17 protein-coding genes, 1 tRNA gene and 1 CRISPR repeat array are annotated in these 14,445 nt (G+C 36.0%); of the genes, 17 read left to right on the top strand and 1 reads right to left on the bottom strand.

The window, feature by feature from the left end; all coding sequences use genetic code 11:
* The first annotated feature begins 91 nt into the window (after positions 1–91).
* The 13 genes from ACIQVU_RS05950 to ACIQVU_RS05890 all read left to right on the top strand — a co-directional run bounded on the left by ACIQVU_RS05950 (position 92) and on the right by ACIQVU_RS05890 (position 9,728).
* Positions 92–424 (top strand): hypothetical protein, encoded by a 333-nt coding sequence (locus tag ACIQVU_RS05950; RefSeq protein ID WP_340806809.1) that lies wholly within the window; start codon positions 92–94, stop codon positions 422–424.
* 29 nt (positions 425–453) lie between these two features.
* Positions 454–1,179, top strand: coding sequence for an FxLYD domain-containing protein (locus ACIQVU_RS05945; protein ID WP_340806807.1), 726 nt, complete (start codon positions 454–456; stop codon positions 1,177–1,179).
* Positions 1,180–1,502: 323 nt separating this feature from the next.
* Positions 1,503–2,078: a hypothetical protein gene (locus ACIQVU_RS05940; RefSeq protein WP_340806806.1), complete on the top strand. Its 576-nt coding sequence runs from the start codon at positions 1,503–1,505 to the stop codon at positions 2,076–2,078.
* The gene (locus tag ACIQVU_RS05935; RefSeq protein WP_402894405.1) at positions 2,071–2,325 is read left to right on the top strand and encodes a hypothetical protein; all 255 of its coding nucleotides are present in this window, start codon (positions 2,071–2,073) and stop codon (positions 2,323–2,325) included. The genes ACIQVU_RS05940 and ACIQVU_RS05935 overlap by 8 nt, the downstream gene beginning before the upstream one ends.
* A gap of 32 nt (positions 2,326–2,357) precedes the next feature.
* Positions 2,358–2,471, top strand: coding sequence for a WCX domain-containing protein (locus ACIQVU_RS05930; RefSeq protein WP_340806803.1), 114 nt, complete (start codon positions 2,358–2,360; stop codon positions 2,469–2,471).
* 158 nt (positions 2,472–2,629) lie between these two features.
* The gene (locus ACIQVU_RS05925) at positions 2,630–3,640 is read left to right on the top strand and encodes a hypothetical protein (protein ID WP_402894401.1); all 1,011 of its coding nucleotides are present in this window, start codon (positions 2,630–2,632) and stop codon (positions 3,638–3,640) included.
* A 12-nt stretch (positions 3,641–3,652) separates the two neighbouring features.
* Positions 3,653–5,011 carry a hypothetical protein gene (locus ACIQVU_RS05920; RefSeq protein WP_402894399.1) on the top strand — a complete coding sequence of 453 codons (1,359 nt, stop codon included), beginning with the start codon at positions 3,653–3,655 and terminating at the stop codon, positions 5,009–5,011.
* Positions 5,008–5,292 (top strand): YkgJ family cysteine cluster protein, encoded by a 285-nt coding sequence (locus tag ACIQVU_RS05915; protein WP_053996377.1) that lies wholly within the window; start codon positions 5,008–5,010, stop codon positions 5,290–5,292. The genes ACIQVU_RS05920 and ACIQVU_RS05915 overlap by 4 nt, the downstream gene beginning before the upstream one ends.
* 27 nt (positions 5,293–5,319) lie before the next feature.
* Positions 5,320–5,520 (top strand): hypothetical protein, encoded by a 201-nt coding sequence (locus ACIQVU_RS05910; RefSeq protein ID WP_053996376.1) that lies wholly within the window; start codon positions 5,320–5,322, stop codon positions 5,518–5,520.
* Between the two features lie 37 nt (positions 5,521–5,557).
* The gene (locus tag ACIQVU_RS05905) at positions 5,558–5,755 is read left to right on the top strand and encodes a hypothetical protein (protein ID WP_402894395.1); all 198 of its coding nucleotides are present in this window, start codon (positions 5,558–5,560) and stop codon (positions 5,753–5,755) included.
* Positions 5,756–6,134: 379 nt separating this feature from the next.
* Positions 6,135–7,110: direct repeats of the CRISPR family, unit length 33 nt; unit sequence GTTTCTCTCTGTATGGAGAGAATGGATTGAAAT.
* Positions 7,111–7,314: 204 nt separating this feature from the next.
* Positions 7,315–8,775: a protein adenylyltransferase SelO gene (locus ACIQVU_RS05900; RefSeq protein ID WP_402894392.1), complete on the top strand. Its 1,461-nt coding sequence runs from the start codon at positions 7,315–7,317 to the stop codon at positions 8,773–8,775.
* A gap of 95 nt (positions 8,776–8,870) precedes the next feature.
* Complete coding sequence (locus ACIQVU_RS05895) at positions 8,871–9,020, top strand: DUF2639 domain-containing protein (protein ID WP_402894389.1); 150 nt, start codon at positions 8,871–8,873, stop codon at positions 9,018–9,020.
* Between the two features lie 51 nt (positions 9,021–9,071).
* A complete protein-coding gene (locus ACIQVU_RS05890; RefSeq protein ID WP_053996373.1) occupies positions 9,072–9,728 on the top strand; it encodes a YqjF family protein in 657 nt (218 codons plus the stop codon).
* On the opposite strand, the gene ACIQVU_RS05885 is transcribed toward ACIQVU_RS05890, so the two are convergent.
* The gene (locus ACIQVU_RS05885; protein ID WP_402894387.1) at positions 9,725–10,471 is read right to left on the bottom strand and encodes a glucose 1-dehydrogenase; all 747 of its coding nucleotides are present in this window, start codon (positions 10,469–10,471) and stop codon (positions 9,725–9,727) included. The two genes, ACIQVU_RS05890 and ACIQVU_RS05885, sit on opposite strands and share 4 nt — an antisense overlap.
* Before the next feature lie 243 nt (positions 10,472–10,714).
* On the opposite strand from ACIQVU_RS05885, the gene ACIQVU_RS05880 reads away from it, so the two are divergent.
* From ACIQVU_RS05880 to ACIQVU_RS05865, 4 genes are all read left to right on the top strand, one after another.
* Positions 10,715–10,788: transfer RNA gene (locus ACIQVU_RS05880), tRNA-Arg, on the top strand.
* Between the two features lie 119 nt (positions 10,789–10,907).
* On the top strand, positions 10,908–11,873 hold the full coding sequence (locus ACIQVU_RS05875) for a tyrosine-type recombinase/integrase (protein WP_402894384.1): 966 nt from the start codon (positions 10,908–10,910) through the stop codon (positions 11,871–11,873).
* 20 nt (positions 11,874–11,893) lie between these two features.
* Entirely contained in the window at positions 11,894–12,232 is a 339-nt protein-coding gene (locus ACIQVU_RS05870; protein ID WP_402894381.1) for a hypothetical protein, read from the top strand.
* 1,961 nt (positions 12,233–14,193) lie between these two features.
* Positions 14,194–14,445: hypothetical protein (locus tag ACIQVU_RS05865; RefSeq protein ID WP_402894378.1), on the top strand; the 252-nt coding region annotated here is incomplete at its 3' end.

Genomic DNA, 14,445 nt, shown 5'->3' with positions numbered 1-14,445 from the left:
ATACATAATTGAGCTAGGGATAGAATGTTAAAAATAGTATGTTTTAAATAAGTATGGATAAATTTTTTGGCGATTAATAGGAGGCTGAATAATGAAAATTTGGGTGGCAGTGTTAGCAATGATTGGTGGTTTAGCAGGATTAGCAAGTGGTTTTATTGTTACAGCTTTTGGTACAGGCTTTGGAGAAAATGATATGGCAAATGACGGTGCAACGGTCTTTTGGCTGTCTGCTCTTGCTATCTTTATGGGCTTTATTTCTTGGAAGTTTCATAAAATTGGCGGAATAATGTTAATCTTAATTGCTATCTATGGCTTTTTTACAAATGGCTTATTTTTCATAGTAGCATTTATCTTTTTAATATTAGCAGGGATATTAGCATTTCGAATTAAACAAACACCTAAAGCAGATATAACAAATGCTTAAATATTTATTGGATGAAGAGGGGACTATGAATGAAGAAACTATTAGTAGCTAGCACTATCCTATCTTTAGGATTAATTTTAAGCGGTTGTGGAGAGGACAAGATTGCTAGCTCGCAATCAGATAATGAAACGAGTGATAAGGAAGAAAAGAAGCAAGTAACGGCTTTAGCTGAAATTCAAAAACATGTAAGCACAGCATGGAAATCATACGATACGACTTATGTTCATTCAGCAGCAATTTATGAAAACAAAGGAAATGTTCCTGTTGAAATGAAGGAAACACAAATGAATTATAAAGCGACAGATGACTCAATTCTAGGAACAGAAACAATGATTTATGCTGTACCATCCGTTATTTTGCCTGGTGAAACGGCAATTATTGTAGAAACAGGATATTTAGATGGAGTTGATCCAGAGGCATTTGCTGAAACAACTTATAATTTTAGTTTTAAGGAAACAACAGAAGACCCAACGCTTATGGAGGTAAGTGGTATAAAGGGAATTGTTGGTGAATACGGCTATAAGGTAACAGGTGTTCTTAAAAATATAACAGAAGATCAGCAAGATGATATTCGCATTGCAGCAGCTTTATTGGATGCTGAAGGAAATTTATTAGGAGCTTTAGAGGGTTCTGTCGATATAGGACTTGCACCTAATGGGGAAACAGGCTTTGAATTAAGCTATCCTGATTTACCACCAAATATACAAGATAAAATTGCTACGATTGAAGTAAAGCCATATGGATGGAATTGGTAACCAATAATATATTATTCAGTAGTATATAAAATTTAATTAGATTTCAACATATAAAAATGCCGAACTATTCAATGAAACCTTCAATTTGAAGTAAAGTGTTTCAGAATTGTTCGGTTTTTCTATTATTTTTGATTTCACAATTGTTTAAGTAGTTAATTTTATCTTAGCATGATTTTATTTTCATATAAAATATACTCACACTAGTAATTTATATGATATATTTTCACTATTAGTAAATTTAGTGGGTAGGATGACATATTATGTCTAGGTATTTTGTTGCAATACATAACAAATCCACTTATCAATTTAAAGGGGATGTTTTGATGGAAAAGGAGGAACAAGTATATCGTATATTGCAATTGTATGATCGCTTTCGTAAAGGTGAAACGATTAATAAGCTAGGAATAGCTAAAAGTTTAGATGTCAATGAACGTACCGTGCAGCGGGATATTCAAAGTATACGAACGTATTTAGAAAAGTCATCTGTAACCCAATCGATTCAGTATAGTCGGGCGGAGAAAGGCTATCGCTTGGTCGGTGATAGGGAGGGACTTTCACCAAAAGGGTTGCTAACAGTAACAAAGATATTACTAGAAAGTCGTGCACTGAATACAGCTGAAATGAAAGATTTGATTGCATCACTACTAGCACAGGGCACAAAGGATGATAAACAATTTATACATTCGATTGTAGGCAATGAGTTACTTCATTATCGCCCATTGCAGCACAATCAGCCATTGCTCGATACGCTGTGGGCTATTGCGGCCAGCATTCGCAGTAAGACCGTAATAGAAATCGAATATCAACGAATGGATTATCAAAAAAAGCATCATATTGTAAAGCCAGTTGCTATTTTATTTTTAGAATATTATTTCTATTTTGATTGCCTTTATGCATGATAGTGAGCACCCATCGCCTGTTATTTTCAGAATGGATCGCATTTGTCACTTCAAATTATTAAGCAGAAAGTTTTTCTTTGCAGAAAAAGATCGCTTTGAAGAAGGAATGCTACGCCAACGTATTCAATTTATGTATGCAGGACAGCTTGAGCGTCTACAATTTATTTTTCGAGGCGTAACAATTGACTCTGTGCTGGATCGCTTCCCAAATGGGCGCATTGTCAAAACATTAGAGGATGTTGGTTAATTGAAGCGGAGATATACGGTACAACAGGCTGTATGATGTGGCTGCTTAGTCAAGGAAAAAAGATGGAGGTCATTAAACCACAAGACTTACGCACACAAATGATAGAGATGATTGATGTAATGGTAGGTTTGTATCAGGATAAGTAGGAGATGCCCTGTCAATTGTCATCTATTTTTGAATTAAAATCATAAGAAATTTTAGCATGACTGTTTGGTGTGTTGAAGAAAGTATTCATAAAAGCTATAACGCTAACAAATGTAATCTTAAAATTTTTTACTAAAAATAACAATAGGAGTTGGTCATTATGCCATTACCATTAATTCCACTAATCGTAGCAGGAGCAGCTGCGGCTTCTACAGCAGTTGCAGGAAAAAAAGGATATGACTCATATAAAAATATGAAGGAAACAAAGGAATTAGCTGAACAACTGGAGAGAAAATACAAAAAAGCGCACACGGCTTTTGAAAAATCAAAAGATAATACTAATGCGACTTTCGAGGAATATGGCAAGCTAAAACTAGAGATTTTAGATGGAGTAATGAAAGAATTTATTCAAGAATTTAAGAAAATTAAAAATATTAATTTCACAGATCAAACTGTAATAGACAGTCTTGTGACAACACAAGAGGTGGAGCAGTTTGTGTTAAATGTTGAAAAACAAGTAGTGAAGGCCGGACAAGTCATGGCAGCAGGTTTGGCTTCTTTAGCGGGAGGAGGCTTAGCTGCAATGGGGGCAGTAGGTGCGACAACAACATTTGCAGCGGCTTCTACGGGTACTGCTATTGCAACGCTAAGTGGTATTGCTGCGCAAAATGCAACATTAGCATTTTTAGGAGGAGGCTCATTGGCTGCAGGTGGTTTAGGTGTTGCAGGAGGTACGATGGTTTTAGGCGGAATTGCATTAGCGCCAGCACTAGCAATTGGTAGCTTTATTTTTGCAGCCTCTACCGAGAAAAAGCTAGAGGACATGTATGCTAAAAAAGCAGAGGTAAAGACAGAGGTTGAAAAGTTACATGCAGCATCAGAAGTAATGGATAGCATCCGTATAGCAACAGAAAGTATGCAAGAACTAGCTGAGAGTACGGAGCGATTATTTAAAGAGAATATTGACAAGATGGCAGCGATTATTAGTCGCCAAGGAGTAGACTTTAAAAGATATTCTAATGAAGAACAAAAAACAATTCATAATAATTATAAATTAGCAGTAATTATGCGTGATATTTTGAATACAACAATTTTAAATGAAGACGGAAATTTAGCACCAAATCTCCAAGATGTTATTACTGCTGAACGTCAAAAGCTATCAGCATTTTAAGGAGGAGTAGCTGTGGTAGCGCTACGTCAAACAGAGACTGACCATATTACAGGACAATTGGTTAGTGAAACCATTGAAAAGCAAGGAAATGCACTTATTGAAACAGTGGCTGGAACCAAGCGTTTAGTTGCTGTTGCCAAGCAATATATTAATTGTGCTAGTGATAAGACACAGGGGCGTATGTTTGAAATTATTGAAACGACCAAATTTAATGTGAATGCTGCTAAAGCAGGTAGTCTATTAAGAGCTGTTACAACGGATGAACTAGGACAACCGCATGCCGCAGCCGATCTATTAATTCGCAATCCAAACGGTGAGATTTTAAAGGAAATTCAAGCAAAATCCTATAGTACAGCACCTACTGCAGCAAGAGCTATAGCCAATCCAAAATATAATGGGATGGACCGTTTAGTAAATGTCGAGAAAGCAGAACGAGTTAGTGAGTTGGTAGAGAAACGCATGAATTCACAAGGCATTTATGCTCAAGACTATAAAGATGCATATGGCGATATTACAGGTGAAACTTATTATGAGGGTATAAGTAGCGGCGGTACTACTTATCAAGAGGCAATGGATGCAGCCGAAAACGCAGAAACATTCGCAGCTAAAATGAATCGTACTGAATTGATCACAGGGGTTCAAAGTGCAATGCTTAGTGGAGCGTTAGCAGGTGCTTTTATAGGGGGGACAGTTTCAGCAACCCAAGGCTATTTTAAAGATAATTTTTGTGTAAAGGAAACAGGTAAGGCAGCAGCTAACAGTGCGGCTCGTGGCTCAGTAGTGGCAGGTATTTCTTATGGCATTAAATATTTAGGTAAAAATAATCCAATTGTTAATGGTAATGTAGCAGGAGCATTAGCAAGCTCCGCAGTAAATATGACAGAACTAACGTATAAATTTTTAACGAATAAAATAACAGTGGATGAGTATGTCACAGGGCTTGGCTCTAATGCTGTAAGCTGTTTTTCAGGTGTTGTTTTAACTGCAGCAGGAGCAGCGCTATTTGGTCCAATCGGCGCTGCTGTAGCTGGTACAGTGGGATTAATCGCTATGAAGCAATTATATAAAGTATTTGAATCGGCAAGAGGAGATGTAGAGTTAGCGCGAGAGGCTAGATTACAGGCAGAAGTATTATCTGAGCTATTAATTGCAGAAATTAAAGCCGAAGAAGCTAGACTAATTGCGTACTATGAGGAATACAGCCAAACATTGCAAGATTTAAAAAAATTAGTTGATTTAGCTGTTACAGATGGTTCATTTACTGAAAAGGCAATCGTTGCATTAGCAGATGGTCTCGCTGTTGAATTCCAATATAACACATTAGAGGAATTTCAAGACTTTATGTTAAGTGATGATAGATTAGAGCTATGATCAAGCAATTTCCTTGTACAAAATGTGGTGCTTGCTGTAGCTCGATCGAAGGTATTGATTTTTTAGAGCCATATAATCAAGACGGCGTCTGTGTAAATTTGATTGAAGGGGAATGTAGTATTTACACAGACCGTCCTTTACTCTGTCGGATTGATGAATCCTATGAAGCGATCTTTTCAGCTTACATGTCCAAGGAGGAGTTTTACGCGCTCAATGCCAAAGCATGTAATGAGTTGCAGGAGAGATTGGGGGTTGATGAAAGCTATAGGGTTTTACTATAAAGAAATAAAAGTAGGGAGGAAGAAAAGATGGGATTTGGTAATTTTCTAAAAGGAGCAGCTAAGGCTGCAGGGAATGCGATTGTTGAAAAAACGGAGGCGATTCAACAAGAAAAAGATAGAATTGCTCATTTTTCTGATGAGAAGCTTTATGAACTTGGTACACGAGGACAGGGAAACCGACGAATTGCAGCTAGAATGCTTTTAAAAGAACGTGGTTACGAACTTTAGAAGAGTTATAAGTTGACTTATATAGGGAGCCGGATTTGTGATAATTGTAGTATATTTTGGTACCGTTATTTTGATAGCATTTGCCATATGGCTACTACCTTTGCCAGGAAAGTTAATTGCTTTAGCAATTAACTTGATTATTCCAGAAGGAGTGCCTTTTATTGATGAAATCATTCAATTTCTAGGTATCATAAAAAACCTTTTTAGAATTGTAACACGTTTTTTTAGAAATTGATCTGTGTTAAAGCGAATGGAGCCGTAAGTGAACAAATATGGTAAGGATTAATGGAATGTTACTTTTCATTGGCTCTAGCCACTTCTCAAATCTACCTTTGTATGTTATTTTCAGAGAAATAGCAACAGAAAAGTAGAATTACCCAGCCTCTAATGATAGGAGCTGTATATAATGATAGTTTATAAATGTCAGAAGAGAAAACCTCTCTTTTAAACAGCAAGTGCGAATGCCAGGCAAACATAATTTTCTAGGGAGATTCGCACCTATAATTGAACCAATTTTCCATTGAAATGGAAATAGGTTTAAGCTAATATAACCATAAGCATTTATATTTTAGTGAAAATCGATTGTAATTACTACTTTTATATCGATTTTCACAGTTTCTCTCTGTATGGAGAGAATGGATTGAAATAAACTTCACAACAAATTATAATGAAGTTAGCTAAGTTTCTCTCTGTATGGAGAGAATGGATTGAAATCAATGCAATTAATGCAGCTAAAGAGGATTATGATCGTTTCTCTCTGTATGGAGAGAATGGATTGAAATCAGCAAATTTAAACCAATCAGGAAACCCCTGAAGGTTTCTCTCTGTATGGAGAGAATGGATTGAAATTTTAGTTTATTATTATATTTACTAAGTTTATCAGTTTCTCTCTGTATGGAGAGAATGGATTGAAATATTTTTTAAATGCAAACTTTCAATTAAATAATTGCGTTTCTCTCTGTATGGAGAGAATGGATTGAAATATAGTTTGCTGGATTTTTGATAACACTTGCGAACCGTTTCTCTCTGTATGGAGAGAATGGATTGAAATACGTGAATTAGGACATGTTTCATCGATTAAATAAGGTTTCTCTCTGTATGGAGAGAATGGATTGAAATCTCAGGCGTTGTGCCATAGTAAGTGTTGCCTAACGTTTCTCTCTGTATGGAGAGAATGGATTGAAATCGTTCGCCATTGTCCGGCTTCTGCGGATGATTCACGTTTCTCTCTGTATGGAGAGAATGGATTGAAATTCATCAATATTGAATCCAATATTTCTAACAATTTCGTTTCTCTCTGTATGGAGAGAATGGATTGAAATACCGAAGGTAATTCAACAGTTGGTGTAGTTGGTAGTTTCTCTCTGTATGGAGAGAATGGATTGAAATTTTTTGTAACTAGATGGTTTATCAGAACTCACTGTTTCTCTCTGTATGGAGAGAATGGATTGAAATAAATAAATCGTTCATCCAACCAGTCATCGTACCAGGTTTCTCTCTGTATGGAGAGAATGGATTGAAATTAAGCTATTTATAAATAATAAGGCAATGCTTCAAGTTTCTCTCTGTATGGAGAGAATGGATTGAAATAGAGCCAATTGTTGTTAAGCTATACATTGCCTCGTTTCTCTCTGTATGGAGAGGACACTTGAAATTTCGAGCCAGGCTTTTATTATACATTTGATTAGTCATTTCCCTTTGTATAGAGAGTTAGTTAAAGCGTGGTAAAATTAACTAGGCATGATTTATAATCAGCTAGAAAAAATAAAGGAAAACAACCATAAAGGAGACAAGATGGAAAAGACAATTGGTTGGAATTTTGATAATGATTATGTTCGTTTGCCCAGTATTTTTTATTCTGAGGTTCCGTTACAGCCTGTACGTTCACCAAAGCTAATACTATTGAATGAGGCACTTGCAGCATCGCTAGGATTAGATAGTCAAGCATTGCACACGGAGGAAGCGGTTGCTCAATTGGCAGGCAATCAAATGCCTGAAGGGGCTGAGCCGATTGCACAGGCCTATGCAGGGCATCAATTTGGTCATTTTACGATGCTTGGAGATGGGCGAGCTCTGTTATATGGCGAACATATGACACCTCAGCATAAACGGTATGATATTGCATTAAAAGGTTCAGGGCGCACAGCATATTCTCGTGGTGGGGATGGACGAGCCTCGTTAGGACCAATGCTGCGAGAGTATATTATTAGTGAGGCAATGTTTGCATTAGGGATTCCGACTGCGCGAAGCTTGGCAGTTGTCACAACAGGTGAAACCGTTATTCGCGAAACAGAATTACAGGGAGCCATTGTTACACGCATTGCAAGCAGTCATTTACGGGTAGGCACCTTCGAATATGCGGTACAATGGGGAACAGATAAGGAGCTGCAACTACTAGCAGATTATGCATTAGAACGTCATTTCCCTCATAATGACAATAGCCAAAATCGTTATCTTTATTTACTACAAGCAGTTATTAAACAACAAGCTTCTTTAATTGCGAAGTGGCAATTAGTTGGTTTTATTCATGGTGTTATGAATACAGATAATATGACCATTAGTGGGGAAACGATTGATTATGGACCTTGTGCATTTATGGATACCTATGATCCAGCAACCGTGTTTAGCTCTATTGATCGACAAGGTCGTTATGCATATGGTAACCAACCGAACATTGGTGGCTGGAATTTAACTCGCTTAGCCGAAGCTTTATTGCCGTTAATCCATGACAATCAAGAGGAGGCGATTCAGCTTGCACAGGATGCATTACAGCAATACCCACAGCTCTATTATCAAAATTGGCTAACGGGAATGCGGGCAAAGCTTGGCTTTTTTGATGAAGATCAGGAGGATGCTCAGCTTGTCGAAGACCTTCTTCAGCTTATGGCACAATATAAAGCCGATTATACCAATACATTTATCGCATTAACGGTGGAGCAGGCTGACGAATCCGAGTTATGGAATGCACCTGCATTTAAAGAATGGCATCAAAAATGGCTTGCCCGTTTAGCAAAACAGCAGCAAACAAAGGAAATGTCCCAACAATTAATGCAACAACATAATCCCGCTGTTATTCCACGTAATCATCGAGTAGAAGAGGCATTAGAGGCTGCTGTTGAGCGTGGGGACTATAGTTTAATTGATAAACTACTGAATGTTCTTGTACAGCCCTTTGCCTATACAAAGGAGCAACGAGACTATGCTTCGCTGCCAGAGCCATCGCATCAACCATATCGCACTTTTTGTGGCACATAAAAACGAGGGGAATAAATCCTCTCGTTTTTTAGTGTCCCTCTAGCAGCCAAAAGCATATTCTATGTTATGAATATAGCTAAAGGGGAATGGATAAGATGCATAAATATTCAAAGGGATGGTTTGTAAAAGAGCTACGCACACATGGGATTATTGTACATCCTCAATTAAAAAGCCATCTAGGCTTATTTAAGGAGTCCGAATTACGCAATTTATATTATCGCTATGTGGAAGTGCAGGCAAAATAGTTTGAATAACTCCTTTCTTGGAAAAACTAGACGATAGAAAGGAGTTATACTATGTGGATTGGGACGCAAACATGGCAAGATGTATTATTTTTACATTGGCCAATAGCACCTAAAATATTGGTGAAATATATTCCGCAAGAGTTAAAACTGGATATTTATAAAGATAATGCTTGGCTTAGTGTCGTTCTTTTTAAAGTCAAAGGACAACGGCTACGATTTCTCCCGCCACTTCCTGGAATTAGCTCCTATTTACAATTAAATGTTCGTACATATGTGGAGTATAACGGCAGGAAAGGTATTTATTTTTTTCATTTAGATATTACGAATCAACTTCTTGTAAAACTAGCTACAATGGGTAGTTTACCATATCGTTATACAGAAATATTTTTACAACAGGGTTTATATACAAGCCGCTATAAAACATTTGATGAAAGATTAAGGGTTATTTATAAGCCAGCAGATAATACTAATTTAGTGTTCGATCAATGGCTAGTGGAACGTTATCATTCATGGGCAAAATGGGGCAATGCTTTATTTCGTATTGATATTCAACATGCCCCATGGCAGCTACAGCAAGCCTATGCTACGATCCAAAGCAACACGCTAGCACCTTTTCTTAAAAATACATTTCAGCATACACAACCCATCGCTCATTATGCAAAACAGCAAGTAGCAAAGGTTTTTCTACCAGTTATTGAACATACTTAATCTTCATAGATCATTTTCTTTGTCATACCCCCATCAACTGTCAAATTAATACCTGTAACAAAATTATTGTTGGGGTTTGTTAAATAGAAACAAGCTTGGGCAATATCTTCAGGAACACCGACTCGTCCTGATAAATGCTGAGTATGATCGATTGGACGAAGAGCCTTATAATCCCCTGTTTCAATCCACCCTGGAGAAATACAATTTACAGTGATACGATCAGGACCCAATGACCGTGCTAAAGCATGAGTTAATGCTACAATGCCACCTTTTGAGGCTGCGTAAGCTTCTGTATAAGGCTCAGACATTTCAGCTCTGGTAGAGGCAAGTGAAACAATTGCACCACCTCTTACATTATTTCTCATTACTTTAGCTGCTTCCCTTGCACAGAAAAAGGCACTTGTTAAATTTGTTTGTAAGAGATAATTCCATTCTTCAAACGTCACATCATAAGGAGCCTTATGCTGAAATTTCCCAGCATTATTAATGAGTATATCAATCGTTTCAAATTGCTCAACAGCACGTTCCATTAAATAAACAATATCCTGTTCCTTTGTAACATCCGTTTGCACAAATAAAGCAGGGAAGCCTTGCACTAGCAACTCCTTTTCTAACTGCTGTCCTAGCTCCTGTGCAATATCAGCAATTACAACATTTGCCCCATTTCGTGCATAGGCAAGCGCAATCCCTTTCCCAATTCCTTGTGCCCCACCCGTCACAATCACAACCGAATCCTTAAACATCTGCATACCTCCAAGTGTTATAGTGCCAATATTTTAACAAACATTCATGTGTCCCCTACTATCTAAAAGATCATAGAAATGGCATCATAAACATGTTCCCAATAACTTATCACTGTTACAAGCCAAACCTTGCCTTCATAGTAAAATTAATGTTGACATTATGCTTTAAAGTACATATAATAAATATTGTCCTTCATATGGGATACATCATTGGAACGACTAAAAGTAACATCATAATATTATGTCTCAGTAGCTCAGCTGGATAGAGCAACGGCCTTCTAAGCCGTCGGTCGGGGGTTCGAATCCCTCCTGGGACGTCAAAAGGTAGTTGAATAAATGCAGTAGAATCAAGCACTTTGCTTATTATTTACTTTTACAATTCTCGGTCATATGACTGATTAGTGTAAATTTAAATAGTAGGTGAGGTGCTTTTTTCGTGTCTAAAAGGAAAGGAATATTTGATGTGAAAATTGATAATTCATTTGTTCCTTCTATTAAACGAGAGAAAAAACGTGAGAGTATTACGATTGAACAAGCGTTGAATACTGTTTTACGTCAATTAGAAGTTGAAGGTTGTCGTGAGCGTACTCTACATGATTACAATACTATCGTTAATTACTTCATTAATCAATCGAAGGTTATTTATTTAGAAGATGTAAATGACAATTTAATTCGAGATTGGTTAATGAGTATGAATGTAAAAAATTCTACACGTCTAACTCGTTTGAAGTGTTTTAAGGCATTCCTAGCAAGATGTTATGACAATGGGTGGTTTCAAACTAAGTTTTGGAAGAATATTAAAATTCGTGTGGATGAACCAATCAAAGAAGGGGCTACAGATGAAGATGTAAATATGTTACTTTCTGTCCTCGATTATTCCAATTTTTTAGATTTACGAAACGCTTGTGCCATTTTATTAATGTATAGGTGTGGATTGAGGATAGGTACGATTGCACGAATGAAAGAATCTAATATTGATTTTCAAAAAATGCAACTTAAATTAGACGGACAGTTGATGAAAAATCATAAAGGATTGATTCTTCCGATAGATGAGCAAATGGCATACCTAATTAGTGTTCTTATAAAGCAAAATGAAATGATACGAAATGAGTACAAAGAGGATAATGAACTATTATTTATCACGATTAAAGGAACGGCTACAAATAATTCCATTACATCTAATTCGATTCAGCGACAACTCAGAAAATACACCTTGAAATATGGAATAAAGAATATCAATCCTCATGCCCTAAGAAGGGGTTTTGCAAAGAATTTATATGATAAATCAAACAATATTTTACTCGTATCAAAGGCGCTTGGACATGCTGATTTATCGGTAACGACTAAATATTTACACGCTGATTTACAAGGGATTGCAGATGAATTAAAAGATTATCTATAAAAATTATAGGAGACAATACAATGCGGGAATTAAGTTTACAAATAGCTAATGAGTTTAGACACCTAGAGTCAGAAGCAGAATCAACAACATTAAACTTTTTAAAAGGGGATACGCAAGAAATGGAAATTAAAAATGAAAAATTGTACGCAACAATTGAATTAGATTTAAAGGTAACTAATCTAACTAAAGAACAATTTGTAAAAGGCTTTTATGACTTTGTATCACAATTACAATCTAAAGACGCAGCAATGGATTTTAAGGCATTAGACGCTCGTTTAATTGAAACGGTAACAGTCGATGCAGAAGGTTCGGAGGAATATGAATGCTACGATAATCAAGTCATCGGAATGGTGATTTAGAGAACGTAAATTTCCGTTTTCTAATTTTAAGCATAAATAAAGAGGGTTAGTGCCGAGAACACTTTCCCTCCAACTCATTTAGCTATACCCAATACAACTAAATATGAGCGATTATATGCCTTCATTTTACTTCAAAAAAAGTTAAAATGCAAAGGTCTAGTTTCCTATTCTCAAAAATAGGTTCGTTCCGTCTTGGTTGCCCACTAACAGACGTTAAAGACACTGGTCAGGTTTGTCGTACCATTGCAAAAAAACGACTATATCACAGCAAAACTCTTTTCTTGTTTAGAGTGTGATGAATTGGTGAGAGCCACCATAAAGGGCTAGGGGGATTACAGGCATGTTACGGCATGGGTAATCACATTCACGCTATATTTAATTGCAAATAGCACATACAGGACTGTAATTGTATGAGAATGTGACAGATGAAAATCTGCTACAAAACAAGACGATCAGAAACCTCAGACACGACATGACGGTGTAATTGGTAGTTACTTATTATCTTTTACTCAATTTAGAGTTTTAGATAGTAGGTAACAACTTTGCGAATATTTCCTAGAGCATCAGCCATTCTGGTGTAAGGGGGTTCAGTTGTCAAGCGTTAAATTACATCAATAGCAATTAATTATACTAGAGTTATAGAGTAACTAGATAAATTGTATAGTGATTAATTAGAACGTCTTAAATCAATTTGATTTAATTAAATATGAGATGCTTGAAAATTGGGGGTTGTCAAAAGCAAAAAGTAGAATGTCCAAAAGCAGACACACCTCTTGACACTTACTCTCCCTAGTGTTACAAGAGTCGATGACAATTGGTATACATGATAGAGAAATATAACAAAAAAAGATAACGACATTTTTGAATTCATATAAATATTGATATATCAACGATTGTGAGATGTTAAGTCTAAATAGATATATGAAAAGATAAAGAAATAAAAATACCTAGATGTTTAGAAACATTACAAACCATTGATATATCAACAACATGTTCAAATTTGAATGAGTATTAAGTGTTATAAATAGCGCCACATCAACGTTTGTGAGTGTTTTTCAAAAATATTCGTTAAAGGAATAAAAATAAAAAAACGTTCGAAATAGAAACGCCACGAACCATTGATACATCAATAACATAGTCATATTTGAAAGAGTATGATGTGCTACAAACAGCGTCATATCAACGTTTATAAGCACTTTTCAAGAATATTCGTTAAAGGAATAAAAATAAGCATGTTTTGCGTGCTAGAACAGAATAACTTATTTATCACAGTGGATAGAGAATGTAATCATTTAGGAAAATAGAAACACTACAAACCGTTGATGCACCAATAACATACTCATATTTGAAAGAGTACAATGTCATGCAAACAGCGTTATATCAACGTTTGTAGGTGTTTTTCAAGAATTGTCTACAAAGGAACAAAAACTAGCTAGCAAATTGAACTAACTCTTATTTATCACAGTGGATACAGGTTGAACATTTGTCAAATCTAAAAAGTAGACAAGCTAACAAACGCTTAAACCTTACTCTCTCTAAGTGTTCGAGATTATGCGTCTAATTACATATATGAAAGAAATAAATAATGTGTATATTCAGAAGCGTAGCGCAATCCTTACTCTCCCAATGGTTACAAGCTTCGATGACAAATCGTATATATGATAGAGAAAAATAATAAAGCGTACACTAAAGCACTTAATCAATACGATTGAGTGTTTTTATTATGCTTTAGTTGTCTAGTGCCATTTAGTATTTCCTTTGTTGAGGGTAGATTAATTTCTGCTCTCTATTTTTTTAGCAAATATTTAACCTAGGTTAAATAATTCCAATTGATTTAAGAAGGTTTAATAGTTAGATGACAAATACTATTAGATTGTATTTTAAACGTCTATATTAATACGCTACGTACTTAAAAGTACAGGGTATTTATATATAAAAAATAACAGAAAGTAGGTAATTTAATGCCAGAGGAACAAACAAAAGTAATTGAGCAAGTTGCGGAAGTCGAAAAAGTAGATGCTCAAAAAAGAGCAGAAGTTGAAAAACTGGAGGAAACAGAATCCCTCGAAGAACGAGTTGCTAAGATGCAAGAAGAAAATCAGAAGTTGCAAGAACAACTAGAAGAACAGCAAGTCCAAGCAGAAAAGAATAATCTTATTGCAACATTAAATGCGGAAGGATTATCTCATTTTGTCGGTTTATTTGATTTAACA

Source organism: Lysinibacillus sp. NPDC098008 (genome assembly GCF_044760715.1).
Lineage (GTDB): Bacteria > Bacillota > Bacilli > Bacillales_A > Planococcaceae > Lysinibacillus.
Note: the sequence above shows the minus strand (reverse complement) of the source record. Positions and strands in the feature narration are given on the sequence as shown.